Genomic DNA, 14,003 nt, shown 5'->3' on the forward strand with positions numbered 1-14,003 from the left:
CCAGGCCGACGAATCCCCTTCAGGACAGCAACGTCGGTCAGGCGGTGAGTCAGACCAGGCCGGGTGACCCCACCCCTCCATCCTCACTGTCAGGCGGCGTGGCGGTGGGTGGGGCGGGGCGCGCGCCGGCGGGACCGGCGGACCGGGCGGAACTCGATCGTGGCGATCAGCATGGCCGCGCCGCAGCCCGTGCACACCAGCTCGGGGCAGTCGGCGCCGTGCCCGTCGCCGCAGAACGGCGCCTCGAACAGCACGACGCCCTCGCAGCTGTCGCAGTAGAGTTCGCGGTCCGACACGGGCGTCTCCTCTCGCTCCGGCCGGCCGTGGCGGGGAGCCATCGCCCCACAGAACCATCGACCGAAAGCGGAAAATTACTCCCCTGTAGTTTGGCACGCGGGTGTGACAATCACCCGGTCAGGCGGTGCGCGCGACCTCCAGCCAGCGGTCCAGCACGGCAGCGGCGGCACCCGAGTCGACCGACTCGGCGGCCCGGCCGAGGTTGGCGCGCAGCGCCTCGCGCAGGTCGCCGTCGAGCGGGCCCTGGGTCGCCAGTGCCGCCGCGGCGTTCACCAGCACGGCGTCCCGCACCGGGCCGGTCTCGCCGGCCAGCAGCCGCCGGACCACGTCGGCGTTGTGTACCGCGTCTCCGCCCCGCAGGTCCGCCAGGGTGGCCCGGGGCACCCCGAGCTCCGTCGCGTCCAGCAGCACCTCCCGGACGGCGCCCTGCTGGGCGACCCAGACCCGGGTCGGGGCGCCGGTGCTGAACTCGTCAAGCCCGTCCTCGCCGCGCAGCACCACCGCCGAGTCGCCGCGGGCCGCGAAGACGGCCGCCATCACCGGCGCCATCCGCCTGTCGAAGCAGCCGACCGCCGCCGCGCGGGGGCGCGCCGGGTTGGTCAGCGGGCCGAGGAAGTTGAACGCCGTGGGTATGCCGATCTCCCGCCGCACCGGGCCGGTGTGCCGCATGCCGGGGTGGAACCGGGCGGCGAAGCAGAAGCCGATGCCGGCCTCGGTGACGCAGCGGGCCACCTGCTCCGGCGTCAGGTCGAGCGGTACGCCGAGCTGCTCCAGCACGTCCGCGGTGCCGCAGGAGGAGGAGGCGGCCCGGTTGCCGTGCTTGACCACGCGCACCCCGGCGCCGGCGGCCACGAGCGCCGCCATGGTGGAGATGTTCACCGTGTGGGCGAGATCCCCGCCGGTGCCCACCACGTCGAGCGCGGTGTCGCGGACGTCCTCGTGCAGCCGCACCGGCACCGCGCGGGTAAGCATCGCCTCGACCAGGCCGCCAAGCTCGGTCGGTGTCTCGCCCTTGGTGCGCAACGCCACGACGAACCCGGCGATCTGGGCCGGGGTGGCCGAGCCGGCCATGATCTCGCCCATCGCCCAGGCGGTGTCGGCGGTGGAGAGCTCCTCGCCGCGCAGCAGCGCGTTGAGCAGAAGCGGCCAGGTCCGTTCGCCCATGGCGGGCCTCCCGAGCGGCGTGAGTGAAGCGGTGGGGCGCGCCAGGGCCGCGTCGCCGTGGCGCGGGGGGATGATGCCGCGGGGGTGGATCAGGCCGCGGCGTGGGTGCGCAGCAGCTCGGCCACGGTGCTGCCGGCGGTCACCGGGTCCAGCGGGTGGGTGAGCGTGGCGTCGACCTCGGCGTACGCGGCCAGCCACCGGTCGGCGGCGCGGGCCAGCACCACGCAGGTCGGCGGCGCGTCGTCCCGGTCGTCCTTGATCTGCCGGGCGATGCCGATACCGCCGCCCGGGCTCGCCTCGCCGTCGAGCAGGAGCAGGTCGATCTCGTAGTCGTCGACCAGCCGGACGCAGCCGGCGTAGTCGGCGGACTCGACGAACTCGATCTCGATGCCGGGCGCCGGGCGGGTGCCGACGGCGAGCCGCATCCGGTCCCGGACCTTCGGGTCGTCGCTGTAGAGCAGGACGGTGCAAAGACGATCGCTCATCGTGACGTGGCTCCCACCTCGTAGCTGCCCGCTGATCGTAGCGGGCGTCACATTGAGCCCGTGGGCCCGGCCCCGGCCCGGGCGCTCGCCTCGGCGGCGCGCTCGCGGGCCTCCTGGCGGTCGAGCTCACGGTCCAGCCGGCGGGCCTCACGCTCGGACTGTTTGATCCACTGCACCACGAGCACGGCGAGCATGGTGACGCTGACGAACTCGCCGCCGGCCCAGAGGATGCCGCCGGCGACCACCTGGTCGTTGCGGGGGTCGGACCAGGCCAGGTTCAGCGAGGGGTACCAGTCGCCGCCGAGCAGCGTGGCGCTCTGCATGATGGTGAGCCCGAGCACGGTGTGGAACGGCACGGACAGCAGCATGAGCAGCGCGCGGGCCGGGTACGGCCAGCGGCCGGGCAGCGGGTCGAGGCCGAGCAGCGGCCAGAAGAAGACGCAGCCGGTCAGGATGAAGTGGGCGTGCACCAGTTCGTGCGCCCACTCGTGCCGCAGGGTGAACTCGTAGAGGTTGGTGAAGTAGAGCACGAACGGGTTCGCCACGAAGATGGCGAACGCCACGAGCGGGAAGCTGTAGACCCGGGCCACCCGGCTGTGCACGACCGCGAGCAACCGCTTGCGGGGGCGCACCGGCAGCGTGCGCAGCGCCAGCGTCACCGGGGCGCCGAGGGCCAGGAAGATCGGCGCGACCATGGCCAGCACCATGTGCTGGACCATGTGCACGGAGAGCAGGGCGGTGTCGTACGCGCCGAGCCCGCTGACCGTGACCAGGGCGATGCCGCCCAGGCCGGGGCCGAGGAACGCCACCGTGCGGAGCACCGGCCAGCGGTCGCCGCGCAGCCGCAGCCGGTGCACCCCGTAGAGGTAGAGCCCGGCGGCGAGCACCAGGCCCAGGGTGAGCCAGCTCTCCAGCCGCGTCTCGGTGAGCACCCGGGCCACGGTGAACGGCGGCGGGGCGGCTTCGCCTCCGGCCGCCAGGGTCGCCGAGGTGGCGGCCAGGATCTGGTCGACGTCCAGCACGCTTTTCAGCGTAGGTCAGGCGAAGCGGACGACCACGATCGGGCCACCGTGGGTGCGGGTTTGCCACCCCGCTGATCGTCGGTCCCGGTCAAGGGCAATAATGACCGCGTGACTGCGGCCCCAGCCATTGACAAGAGCCGGATCCACTCTCTGACGCGTCCCAACATGGTCAGCGTCGGGACGATCGTCTGGCTCTCCAGCGAACTCATGTTCTTCGCGGCGCTGTTCGCGATGTACTTCTCGATCCGCGCGGCGGCGCCGGAGCAGTGGGAGAAGCACACCGAGGTCCTGAACATCCCGTACGCGACCACCTTCACGGTGATCCTCGTGCTCTCCTCGGTGACCTGCCAGCTCGGTGTCTTCGCGGCCGAGAAGGGCGACGTCCACGCCCTGCGCCGGTGGTTCACGCTCACCTTCGTGATGGGTCTGATCTTCGTGCTCGGCCAGGCGAACGAGTACCGGACCCTGGTGCACGAGGGCGTCAAGATCAACGAAGATGGTTACGGCTCGATGTTCTACCTGACCACCGGCTTCCACGGTCTGCACGTGACCGGCGGTCTGATCGCCTTCATCATCTTCATGGTCCGGACCACCATGGGCCGGTTCACCCCGGCCCAGGCCACCTCGGCGATCGTCGTGTCCTACTACTGGCACTTCGTCGACGTCGTGTGGATCGGGCTGTACGCCATGATCTACTGGCTTCAGTGATCTTGGCGCGTCACGAACCGCGCCGCTGCTCCGTCCCCTGAGACAAGGTCCAACCGGTTAAGGACACAGGTCATGACTTCTGACAACGACCGCCGACGCGGTCTGCTCGCGCGACTGCGCGGGCGGCCCGTAGCGCGCAGCAGGGGCCGCCGCCGGCTGGGTGCCGCGGTCCGGCTGGCCGCCGCGCTGATGCTGGCCGGCGGCGCCTACACCGTCTTCGCCCCGGGCGTGCAGGCGCAGGACAACCCGCCCCTGACGGCCGCCGCCAACGAGGGCAAGGCGCTGTTCGACGTGAGCTGCGTGACCTGTCACGGTCGCAACGCCCAGGGCGTCGAGGGTCGGGGGCCGAGCCTGATCGGCGTCGGGTCGGCGTCGGTCGAGTTCCAGGTCAGCAGCGGTCGCATGCCGATGGCCCGGCAGGAGGCCCAGGCCATGCGCAAGCCTCCGCAGTTCACCGACGAGCAGGTGCGCCAGCTCGGCCAGTACATCCAGGAGCTCGGCGGCGGCCCGCAGGTGCCGTCGGGCAACCTGCGCGACGGCGCCAACATGTCCACCGGCGGCGAGCTGTTCCGGATCAACTGCTCGCAGTGCCACGCGTTCGGCGGTGGCGGCGGCGCCCTCTCCTCGGGCAAGTACGCGCCGAGCCTGAAGCCGGCAAGCGACCGGCAGATCTACGCCGCCATGCTGAGCGGCCCGCAGAACATGCCGGTGTTCGGCGACAACCAGATCACGCCGGCGGAGAAGGCGGACATCATCGCCTACATCCAGGAGACGCTGAAGAACGACCAGGACCAGGGCGGTCTCAACCTGGGTCGGTACGGCCCGTCGACCGAGGGCCTGGCGATCTTCCTGGTCGGCATCGTCGCGCTTGTCTTCGCGAGCCTGTGGATTGCGGGTAAGTCGTGACCCGTCCGAACGTCTGTATCATTGCCCTGGTGCCGGCCACCGGCGCCACGCGTAGCGAGGTGACGGCATGAGCACCCACACCGAGCACCAGGCCCCGCAGGGCCGGGAGCCGGTCGACGTGAACGACCCCCGGCTCTCCCGGTTCGACGTCGTCCTGGAGGGCGCCCGTCGGGACGACATCGAAATCGTCCACTACGAGGAGCAGGTGGTCCCGGGCAGCCGGGCCGAGCGCCGGCTGACCCGTACGGTCGCCCTGATGTTCCTGCTGACCGGCGTCGCCGCCACCGCCTTCCTGGTGATCTACATCTGGTGGCCGTGGCAGTGGGAGGCGGGCCGGGGCGGCGACAAGCTCTACACCCCGCTGCTCGGCCTGACCCTCGGCCTGGCTCTCCTCGGCATCGGCTTCGGCATCCTGACCTGGGGCAAGAAGCTGCTGCCCAAGGAGGTCTCGATCCAGGACCGGCACGACCAGGCGGTCAACCCGGAGGATCGCAGGATCACCGGCGAGACCATGCTCTACCTGGCCGACGAGCTGGGCGTGAAGCGTCGTCCGCTGCTCGGCATCTCGCTGCTCGCCGGCCTGGCACCGGTCGGCGCGGTCGCCGCGGCGCCGCTGATCGGTGGCCTGATCGAGCAGCCGCACAAGGACAACCAGATGTTCACCACCGGCTTCGCGCCGGCCGAGGGCGGCGAGAAGATCCGGCTGATCCGCGAGGACGGCCGGCCGATCCGCCCGGCGGACGTAAGCGTCGGCGGCCAGCTCACCGTGTTCCCGGGCATCGAGGGCGGGGTCAGCAACAAGCACGCCGACTCGCCGACCCTGCTGATCCACCTGCGTGAGGACGACGCGCAGAAGTCGCGCACCGCCAACGAGCGCAAGGGCCGCGGCGACTTCATGTGGGGCAACTTCGTCGCATACTCCAAGATCTGCACCCACGCCGGATGCCCGGCGAGCCTCTACGAGCAGCAGACCAACCGCCTGCTCTGCCCCTGCCACCAGTCCCAGTTCCTCATCACCGACAACGCCAAGCCGATCTTCGGCCCGGCGAACCGGCCGCTGCCGCAGCTGCCGATCGAGGTGGACGAGGAGGGCTTCTTCGTGGCGAGGTCCGACTACACCGAGACCATCGGTCCCGACTTCTGGGAGCGGCCATGAAGCGCCGAAAGTTTGATCCGGCCGCGCTGCCGGCCAAGACCGCCGGGGCGGTGGAGGACCGCTTCCAGGTCGCCACGCCGCTGCGCAAGCTGCTGAACAAGGTCTTCCCCGACCACTGGTCCTTCCTGCTCGGCGAGATCGCGCTCTTCTCGTTCGTGGTCCTGCTGCTGACCGGTGTGTTCCTGACCTTCTTCTTCGAGCCGGCGATGACCGAGGTGACCTACGACGGCAGCTACGCGCCGTTGCGGGGCACTCCGATGTCCGCCGCGTACGCCTCCAGCCTGGACATCTCGTTCGATGTCCGGGGTGGTCTGATCATGCGGCAGATGCACCACTGGTCGGCGCTGCTGTTCATGGCCGCGATCGTGGTGCACATGCTCCGGGTCTTCTTCACCGGCGCCTTCCGCAAGCCGCGTGAGACCAACTGGATCATCGGCTCGCTGCTGTTCTGGGTCGGCTTCCTGGCCGGGTTCACCGGCTACTCGCTGCCGGACGACGGCCTGTCCGGCACCGGTCTGCGGATCGCCTCCGGCATCATCCTGTCGATCCCGGTGATCGGGTCCTGGGTCAGCTCGTCGATCTTCGGCGGGGAGTTCCCCGGCACCATCATCATCAGCCGCTTCTTCATCGCCCACGTGCTGCTCATCCCGGGCCTGCTGGTGGCGCTGATCAGCGTGCACCTGGGCCTGGTGTTCAAGCAGAAGCACACCCAGTGGCCCGGCCCCGGCCGGACCAACGACAACGTGGTCGGCGAGCGGATGTTCCCGCGCTACGCGCTCAAGCAGGGCGGCTTCTTCATGGTCGTCTTCGGCGTGATCGCGCTGATGGGCGGCCTCTTCCAGATCAACCCGATCTGGTACTTCGGCCCGTACGAGGCGTGGGTGGTCTCGGCGGCCAGCCAGCCCGACTGGTACGTCATGTTCCTCGACGGCTCGACCCGACTCATGCCGGGCTGGGAGATCAGCATTCCGATCGGCGACGGGTACGTCATCCCGCCGCTGTTCTGGCCGACGGTCGTGCTCCCCGGCGTCCTGGTGGGCCTGTCGACGATGTACCCGTTCCTGGAGGCACGCCGCCTCAAGGACTACCGGCACCACAACCTGCTCCAGCGGCCCCGGGACGTGCCGGCGCGGACCGCGGTCGGCGCCATGGCGGTCGCCTTCTACGTGGTGCTGACGCTCTCCGGCGCCAACGACGTGATCGCCGACAAGTTCCACATCAGTTTGAACGCGATGACGTGGGCCGGCCGGGTCGGCCTGCTCGTGGTGCCGCCGCTTGCCTACTACGTCACCTACCGGCTCTGCCTGGGCCTCCAGCAGCACGACCGGGAGGTGCTTGCCCACGGCGTGGAGACCGGCATCATCAAGCGGCTGCCCGACGGCCGGTTCGTCGAGGTCCACCAGCCGCTCACGTCGGCCGACGGGCACGACGGCCACGCGCCGGCGCTCGACTACGCCGGCTGGGTGGTGCCGAAGAAGATGAACCGGCTCGGCGCCCTCGGGCCGGCGATCCGGGGCTTCTTCTACCCGATCGAGAAGCCGGCCGAGGCGCCCGTCTCGCCGGGTCACCCCCCGGTCGAGCCCCGCCCCGAGCGGGAGGAGATCAGCAGCGGCGAGAGCCGTCGCTGACGCACGCGGAAACGGACGTGGCGCCCGCCGGGGGATCCGGTGGGCGCCACGCTCATTTCCGCCCGGCCGGTAAGGCGGGGGCCCCGCTTAACGCTTTCGGAGGTGGCGGGGCCCCCGCTTAACACTCGCCGCCCCCGACCCGGACGGGTGGAATCGCAGGAATAACCCCGGTCAGCCGGGTATCCGTGCGGTCCGACGTCTCATGGGGGAGGAACGCATGTGGGGAATCAAACGCCTGGGCCTGCTGGCCGCGCTGGTGGTCGTGGGGCTGGCGCCAGCCGCCGCGACGCAGGCGGCGGCGCAGCCGTCGACGCAGGACACCCAGTATCTGCAGGCGTTGCATCAGGTCAACCTGTTCGAGATCACCGCCGGTAACCTGGCCCAGCAGAAGGGCCACAACCAGCAGGTCAAGGACCTGGGCAAGATGTTCGTCACGGACCACACCCAGCTGGACCAGACGGTGAAGTCGACCGCCCAGCAGCTCAACGTGCAGTTGCCGGCGGACCCGACCGCCGACCAGCAGAAGGTCCTCGACAAGCTGAACGGCCTCAACGGGGCCCAGTTCGACAAGGCGTGGGTGACCGCCCAGCTCGCCGGCCACGTCCAGGCGATCCAGGCCACCCAGACGGAGATCTCGCAGGGCTCCGAGCAGTCCGTGGTGCAGATCGCCCAGGACGCGCTGCCGGTCCTTCAGGCGCACTACGACGCACTTGTGGCCCTGGCACAGACCCTTGGCATCCCGGTGCCGCAGACAAGCGGCAGCGGCACGCCCAGCCCGGGCGGCACCACGTCGCCGGGGACGGGCGGCACCGAGTCGCCGGCTCCGGGCGGCCCCGGGACCGAGGAGCCCGCTCCGGGCACCACGGAAACCCCGGCGCCCGCGCAGAGCTGACCAGCGCGACGGCCGACGGTGGCCGGTCCGCCCGCACCCGGGCGGGCCGGCCACCCGCGCGTCAGTCGGCGTTTTCGAGCCCGATCGCGAACGCCTCCTCCAGGTCGTGCTGCGAGTAGGCGCGGAACGCGATGTGCGACTCGGTGTTCAGCACGCCTGGCACCTTGGAGATGCTGCCGGCGATGACCTGGGCGATCTGCTCGAACTCGCGGACCCGGACCATGGCGATCAGGTCGACGTGCCCGGCCACCGAGTAGACCTCGCTGACGCCGGGCAGGTTGGCCAGGTTCTCGGCCACCTCGGGAATGGAGTCGGTGGCGCAGTCGATCAGCACGATCGCGGTGATCACGGGACATTTCTCCGTTCGTCGGCGACGAGGCCCATGCTAGAGCGTGGTGCGGTCACCGTGCCGCCGGGACGGTGAGACCCGCGCCGGCCCGGATCACGCCGTCGAGGCGTTCCCCGGCGGCGACCGTCGCGCCCGGCCAGATCACCGACCGGTCCACCGCGCCGTGCACCCGCGCGCCCGCGCCGACCACCGAGCGGGTGACCGGACCGTCCACCGTCGCGGACGGGTCGACAAGCCCGTCCGGGCCGGCGGCGTGCAGGTTGGCGGCCAGATAGTCGGCCGGCGTGCCGGTGTCGTAGAACGCGCCCCGGTAGGGGACCACGGTCAGCGCGCCGTCCGCCTCCGCCGGCCGCCACACCGCGCGGACCAGGTCGCCGAACTCAGCCGGCAGGTCGCGGACCAGCCGCCAGGGCAGCAGCGAGAACCCGACGAAGCGGTGGCCGGCGAAGGTGCCGGGGGCGTCCGGGTCGTCCGCCGGCTGACCGAGCAGGCGTACGCTCCGCCCGTCCCAGCCGTCGAGCAGCGCGGCCACGTCCGCGCCGGGCGGGGCCGCCGGGTCGGCGAGGTACGCGTCGGCGTTGCCGACGAGCACGCCCCGCCCCGCGATCCAGTCCCGCAACCGCCCCACGCCGCCCGCGGTGCCCAGCGGATCGCCCGGCTCGACCGACAGGTGCGCCCGGTCGCCGACCCGGGCGACCACCTGGCCGCCCAGGTAGCAGGCGTTCACGGCGACCCGCTGCGGTCCGGTCAGCCCGAGCCCGGCCAGCCGCGCCAGCGCCCGGTCGAGCAGCGGCACGTTCGCGACCGGGCAGAGCGCCTTCGGCACCCGTCCGGTCAGTGGTCGCAGCCGGGTGCCCTCGCCGGCCGCCAGCACCACCGCGCACACCTCGACGCCCGGCGACGGCCCGCCGCTTACTGGGCCGTCGGCCACGCCGCCGGGCGCTGTGGGGCCATCAGCCGCCCGGCTGTCCAGCGCCGGGCTGTTCGACGCGCGGCCGTTCGACGCGCGGCTGTTCGACGCGCGGCTGTTCGACGCGCGGCCGTCCCCAGCCGGGGTGGTCACGAGGCTGGTGGCGGCGTCGACGGGACCTCGCCGGCGCGTGGTCCGATGCCGTAGTAGGCCAGCAGGTTGGCGGTGGCGCGGCTGAGCCGGGGCAGGTCGTCAAGCGGGTGCCAGGCGGCCTCGAAGACCTCCGCCCCGTCCACCTTCAGCTCGGTGCGCGACGCCGGCACGTCCGTCTCGAAGACCACGTCCACCCAGCCCTTGGCGTGCACGACCGCGTTCGGCACGGCTGGCCGGAGCCGGTCGGGGGAGAGCCGGACGCCGGACTCCTCGTACAGCTCGCGGGCCGCGCCGACCACCGGCGCCTCACCGCGTTCCAGGAGGCCGGCCGGGAGGCTCCAACTGTGTCCGGGAGGCTGGCGCAGCAGCAGGATCCGTCCCGCCCCGACGGCCTCCGTGTCCCGCACCAGGGTCACCGCGCCCACGATGTACTTCGGCACGGCGAGCCGGACCAGTCGCCGCCGCAGCGGGACCGGGAGCCGGTAGAACACCTTGTAGCCGATGGCTCGTCCGGTGGCACGCGCGCGGGGGATCATGCCGTCCAGGCTAGTGGCCGCCCGGGGGTCGCGGGCGAATGCCCTTCGTCTACTGCCTGTGGTCGACCAGGTCGATCAACTGCCGGACCACCGTGTCGGGCTCGACCGAGCGGTCGAAGACGGCCACCAGCAACGTCTCCAGGTCGGGATAACCCAGCTCCTCGGAGAGCCGCAGCAGCGGGAGGTCGCTTGCGAGGCCCCGGTTGTGCGTGCGCAGCGCCAGGCCGATCGAGGCCCGGCCGAGGCGGACCTTGTCGGCGATCGAGATGCCCGGCTCGGTGTGCTCGGCGAACCACCTGTTGATCTGCATCTGCGCGTGCGGTGACTTGACGAAGCCCAGCCACTCGCGGCGCGGCCCGCGCGGGGCCACGTCGGCCTCGAAGCCGCTCTCCGCGTCGCTCTCGGTGAAGATCTCCACCACGTCGCCCTCCTCCAGCTCGGAGGAGAGCGGGGCCAGCCGGCCGTTGATCCGGGCGGCGAGGCAGTGGTCGCCGCGTTCGGTGCCCAGCTCGTACGCGAGGTCGACCGGGGTGGCCCCGGCCGGCAGCACGACCTGCCGGCCGTCGGCGACCACCTGGATCTGCGCCTCGGCCAGGTCGCAGCGCAGCGACGCCATGAACTGGGTCGGGTCGACGGTCCCCTGCTCCCAGTCGAGCACCCGGCGCAGCCAGGCCAACTCGTCCGCCCGGGCGGCGGCCCGGTCCGCCGCGGACGGGAAGCGGTAGTGCGCGGCCACGCCGTATTCCGCGGAGCGGTGCATCTCGGTCGTGCGGATCAGCACCTCCACCGTGCGGTCCTGCGGACCGCAGACGCTTGTGTGCAACGACCGGTAGAGGTTGTTCTTCGGGGAGGCGATGAAGTCCTTGAACCGGCCCGGCACGGGACGCCAGAGCCCGTGCACGGCGCCAAGCGCGGCATAGCAGTCGGTCGGCGGGCCGTCCACCACGATGGCGATGCGGGGCAGGTCGAAAGGGGCGGCGTGGTCGCCGGCGACCGTGTCCTTCCAGATCGAGTAGAGGTGTCGCGGGCGGGGGGAGACCTCGGCGTCCACCCGGCTGCGGCGCAGCGCCACCCGGGTGCGGGCCACCACGTCGGCCAGGTAGGCGGCCCAGCCCGGCCGGTCGTGCACGAACCGGGCGATCCGCGCGTGCTCCTCGGGCCGCAGGTGCAGCAGCACCACGTCGTCAAGCTCGCGCTTGAGGGTCTGGATGCCCAGCCGGTCGCAGAGCGGGACCAGCACCTCGAGCGTCTTGCGGGCGATCCGTTCCCGGGAGGCGGCGGAGCGGACCCCGAGCGTGCGCATGTTGTGCAGCCGGTCGGCAAGCTTGATGACGAGCACCCGGACGTCCTTGCCCGCCGCCACGATCATCTTGCGGACGGTTTCCGCCTCGGCGGCGGTGCCGTAGAACGCCTTGTCGAACTTGGTCACCCCGTCGACCAGGTGGGCCACCTCGCGGCCGAAGTCCTCCTGGAGCGCCTGGAGCGTGTAGCGGGTGTCCTCCACCGTGTCGTGCAGCAGCGCGGCGACCAGGGTGGTGGTGTCCATGCCGAGGTCGGCGCAGATCTGGGCCACCGCGAACGGGTGGGTGATGTAGGGCTCGCCGCTCTTGCGGAACTGGCCGCGGTGCATGTTCTCGGCGATCGTGTACGCCCGGCGCAGCACCGAGGCGTCGGCGCTGGGGTGGATGCCGCGGTGGGCGCGGACCAGGGCGGTGACCGGGTCGCCGTCGGCGGTGGGCCAGGTGAGCAGCGAGCGCAGCCGGCGGGTGAGCGGCAGCTCCCCCGAGGTCGGAAGGGAGCCGCCCAGGGCGGCGCCGTGTCCGGCGTCGACGTCCACCTGGGACACCTCCTCACCCCGGCCCTCGATCGCCGGGGCCGGCGACCGGGAGCGGGCCCGCGAAATCGGGCAGGTCTGCACTTCTTTAACAGACTAAGGGAGCGGACGTAGTCCGATCGGACACTTGGTCATGAGCGTTCGGTCGAGAGTTTGCGGGATCCGCCGTTCTCGGCCTTGGCCAGCAGGTCGCGGAAGCGCCCCGCGCCGGCCACCGGCGAGGCCCATCCGGCGGTCGTCTCGACCAACCGGGTCTCCGGCCGTTCCAACCAGGACAGGATCCGCTCGGTCTCCTCGGCGGTGGCGACCGGCACCGGACCGTGCCCGGGCAGCACGGTCTCGGCGGTGGCCCGGATCGCCGTGATGGTCGGTCGCGGGTGGACACCCGGCGGGGACACCCCGGCCCCGGCCAGCCGACCGTGCCGGACCAGGGCCAGCTCCCACCCACCCCGGGCAGCCGGCCGGGCGGCGGCCAGCTCGGCGATCCCGGTCAGCGCGGCCAGGCGCTGCATCCGGACCGCCGCCCGCAGCACCGCGGCCAGCCGGGCGCGGACCACCGCGGCCTCCTCGTAGCGGTGCGCCGCGGCGAGCACCTCGATCCGGGCGAGCAGGGCGTCGACCACCACGGCGGGATCGTCCCGGGTGGCGGTGCGGAACGGGGCGGCGGCCTGACTGTCGTACTCCTCCGGGGTGATCCGGTGCTCGCAGGGCGCCGGGCAGCGGCCCAGCTCGGCCAGCGCGCAGGCCGGCATGGTGGTGCGGCGGGAGAGCCGGTGGGTGCACTGCCGCAGCGGCACCGCGTCGTGGAAGCCGGCGGCGGCCAGCTCGGCGGCCTGCTTCGAGCGGAACGGGCCGAGGTAGGCCGCGTCGGTCGGCCCGAGGTCACGCACGACCGACAACCGGGGGTACGCCTCGTCGGTGAGCTTCAACCAGACCTGGCGCTCCGGATACTTCGACCGGCGGTTGTACGGCGGGGCGTGCGCGGCGATCAGCCGCAGCTCACGGACCTCGGCCTCCAGCGAGTGGGCGCACTCGACCGCCTCGACCCGTTCGGCGGCGGCGAGCATCTCGGAGATCCGGGCCCGCTTCTCGGCGGCGGTGAAGTAGCTGCGCACCCGGGTGGCGATGTCGACGGACGTGCCGACGTAGAGCGGTCGGTCGTCGGCGGCCCGGAAGATGTAGACGCCCGGCACCTTCGGCAGCCCGTCGGCGAGGTGCCGCTTGCGGCGCTGCGTGGGGGTGACCGCGCGGGCGAACTCGATCGCCTCGCCGACGGTGTCGACCCGGTGCCCGCCCAGGCGGCCGATCAGCCCGTGCAGCACGTCGACAGTGGCCTTGGCGTCGTCGAGCGCCCGGTGGGTGGGCTGGGTGACGGTGCGGAAGTAGGCGGCGAGCGTGCCCAGCTTGCGGTTGGGCACCTCGTCGTGGGTGAGCACCCGCCGGGCCAGCGCGGCGGTGTCAAGCACCCGCGGGTTGGGCCAGCGGTAGCCGTGCCGGGCGCAGGCGGCCTTGAGGAAGCCCACGTCGTATGGAGCGTTGTGGGCGACGAGCACGGCGTCGGTGAGGAACTCCAGGAAGCTCGGCAGCACCTGCTCGATCGGCGGGGCGGGCAGCAGCATGGCCTGGGTGATCCCGGTCAGCACGGTGATGAACGGCGGGATCGGCACGCCCGGGTTGACGAGCGTGGCGAGCACGCCCAGCTCCTCGCCGCCGCGGACCTTCACGGCGCCGATCTCGGTGATCCCGCCGCCGTCCGGCGCGCCGCCCGTGGTCTCCAGGTCGACCACCACGAAGGTGGTCGCGTAGAGCGGCAGCGCGGGGTCGACCCCGCTGCCCGCCTCCCGGTCCAGACCGGCAAGCGCCTCCTGGACGTACTCCGCTCCCGTCACCCGCCGGACGGTAACGGCACGGTCCGACACTCCAGTCACTGCGGCCCCACCGTTACCACGGGGGTACGATGAGA

The 14,003-nt window shown here is 72.0% G+C and carries 14 protein-coding genes; 5 read left to right on the forward strand and 9 right to left on the reverse strand.

Annotation, left to right across the window (positions count from 1 at the left end):
- Positions 1 to 89: 89 nt before the first annotated feature.
- The 4 genes from SM450_RS19440 to SM450_RS19455 form a co-directional block, all read right to left on the reverse strand.
- A complete protein-coding gene (locus SM450_RS19440; protein WP_474621161.1) occupies positions 90 to 296 on the reverse strand; it encodes a hypothetical protein in 207 nt (68 codons plus the stop codon).
- A gap of 118 nt (positions 297 to 414) precedes the next feature.
- Positions 415 to 1,461, reverse strand: coding sequence for an anthranilate phosphoribosyltransferase (gene trpD / locus SM450_RS19445; protein WP_474621162.1), 1,047 nt, complete (start codon positions 1,459 to 1,461; stop codon positions 415 to 417).
- 89 nt (positions 1,462 to 1,550) lie between these two features.
- On the reverse strand, positions 1,551 to 1,946 hold the full coding sequence (locus tag SM450_RS19450; RefSeq protein ID WP_474621163.1) for a hypothetical protein: 396 nt from the start codon (positions 1,944 to 1,946) through the stop codon (positions 1,551 to 1,553).
- Between the two features lie 47 nt (positions 1,947 to 1,993).
- Positions 1,994 to 2,968, reverse strand: a complete 975-nt coding sequence (locus tag SM450_RS19455) for a cytochrome c oxidase assembly protein (protein WP_474621164.1) — start codon at positions 2,966 to 2,968, stop codon at positions 1,994 to 1,996.
- Between the two features lie 108 nt (positions 2,969 to 3,076).
- On the opposite strand from SM450_RS19455, the gene ctaE reads away from it, so the two are divergent.
- From ctaE to SM450_RS19480, 5 genes are all read left to right on the forward strand, one after another.
- Entirely contained in the window at positions 3,077 to 3,676 is a 600-nt protein-coding gene (gene ctaE / locus SM450_RS19460) for an aa3-type cytochrome oxidase subunit III (protein ID WP_474621165.1), read from the forward strand.
- 72 nt (positions 3,677 to 3,748) lie between these two features.
- Complete coding sequence (gene qcrC, locus SM450_RS19465) at positions 3,749 to 4,582, forward strand: cytochrome bc1 complex diheme cytochrome c subunit (protein WP_474621166.1); 834 nt, start codon at positions 3,749 to 3,751, stop codon at positions 4,580 to 4,582.
- Positions 4,583 to 4,649: 67 nt separating this feature from the next.
- Positions 4,650 to 5,738, forward strand: coding sequence for a cytochrome bc1 complex Rieske iron-sulfur subunit (qcrA, locus tag SM450_RS19470; RefSeq protein WP_474621167.1), 1,089 nt, complete (start codon positions 4,650 to 4,652; stop codon positions 5,736 to 5,738).
- Entirely contained in the window at positions 5,735 to 7,366 is a 1,632-nt protein-coding gene (qcrB, locus tag SM450_RS19475) for a cytochrome bc1 complex cytochrome b subunit (RefSeq protein ID WP_474621168.1), read from the forward strand. The genes qcrA and qcrB overlap by 4 nt, the downstream gene beginning before the upstream one ends.
- A 217-nt stretch (positions 7,367 to 7,583) precedes the next feature.
- Positions 7,584 to 8,258: a DUF4142 domain-containing protein gene (locus SM450_RS19480; RefSeq protein WP_474621169.1), complete on the forward strand. Its 675-nt coding sequence runs from the start codon at positions 7,584 to 7,586 to the stop codon at positions 8,256 to 8,258.
- 61 nt (positions 8,259 to 8,319) lie between these two features.
- Here SM450_RS19480 and SM450_RS19485 read toward each other — a convergent pair whose 3' ends face one another.
- From SM450_RS19485 to SM450_RS19505, 5 genes are all read right to left on the reverse strand, one after another.
- On the reverse strand, positions 8,320 to 8,607 hold the full coding sequence (locus tag SM450_RS19485; RefSeq protein ID WP_474621170.1) for an Lrp/AsnC family transcriptional regulator: 288 nt from the start codon (positions 8,605 to 8,607) through the stop codon (positions 8,320 to 8,322).
- A gap of 52 nt (positions 8,608 to 8,659) precedes the next feature.
- On the reverse strand, positions 8,660 to 9,538 hold the full coding sequence (locus tag SM450_RS19490; protein ID WP_474621171.1) for a nucleotidyltransferase family protein: 879 nt from the start codon (positions 9,536 to 9,538) through the stop codon (positions 8,660 to 8,662).
- A 128-nt stretch (positions 9,539 to 9,666) separates the two neighbouring features.
- Positions 9,667 to 10,206 (reverse strand): NUDIX domain-containing protein, encoded by a 540-nt coding sequence (locus tag SM450_RS19495; protein ID WP_474621172.1) that lies wholly within the window; start codon positions 10,204 to 10,206, stop codon positions 9,667 to 9,669.
- 49 nt (positions 10,207 to 10,255) lie between these two features.
- Entirely contained in the window at positions 10,256 to 12,043 is a 1,788-nt protein-coding gene (locus SM450_RS19500) for a RelA/SpoT family protein (RefSeq protein ID WP_474621344.1), read from the reverse strand.
- 128 nt (positions 12,044 to 12,171) lie between these two features.
- The gene (locus SM450_RS19505; RefSeq protein WP_474621173.1) at positions 12,172 to 13,929 is read right to left on the reverse strand and encodes a DEDD exonuclease domain-containing protein; all 1,758 of its coding nucleotides are present in this window, start codon (positions 13,927 to 13,929) and stop codon (positions 12,172 to 12,174) included.
- Positions 13,930 to 14,003 lie beyond the last annotated feature (74 nt).

The organism is Micromonospora marincola, from assembly GCF_056150385.1.

Excerpts from the sequence above, each read along its gene's own strand:
- trpD (WP_474621162.1), bottom strand. The coding sequence starts at position 1,461 with ATGGGCGAACGGACCTGGCCGCTTCTGCTCAACGCGCTGCTGCGCGGC.
- SM450_RS19450 (WP_474621163.1), bottom strand. The coding sequence starts at position 1,946 with ATGAGCGATCGTCTTTGCACCGTCCTGCTCTACAGCGACGACCCGAAG.
- qcrC (WP_474621166.1), top strand. The coding sequence starts at position 3,749 with ATGACTTCTGACAACGACCGCCGACGCGGTCTGCTCGCGCGACTGCGC.
- qcrA (WP_474621167.1), top strand. The coding sequence starts at position 4,650 with ATGAGCACCCACACCGAGCACCAGGCCCCGCAGGGCCGGGAGCCGGTC.
- qcrB (WP_474621168.1), top strand. The coding sequence starts at position 5,735 with ATGAAGCGCCGAAAGTTTGATCCGGCCGCGCTGCCGGCCAAGACCGCC.
- SM450_RS19480 (WP_474621169.1), top strand. The coding sequence starts at position 7,584 with ATGTGGGGAATCAAACGCCTGGGCCTGCTGGCCGCGCTGGTGGTCGTG.
- SM450_RS19495 (WP_474621172.1), bottom strand. The coding sequence starts at position 10,206 with ATGATCCCCCGCGCGCGTGCCACCGGACGAGCCATCGGCTACAAGGTG.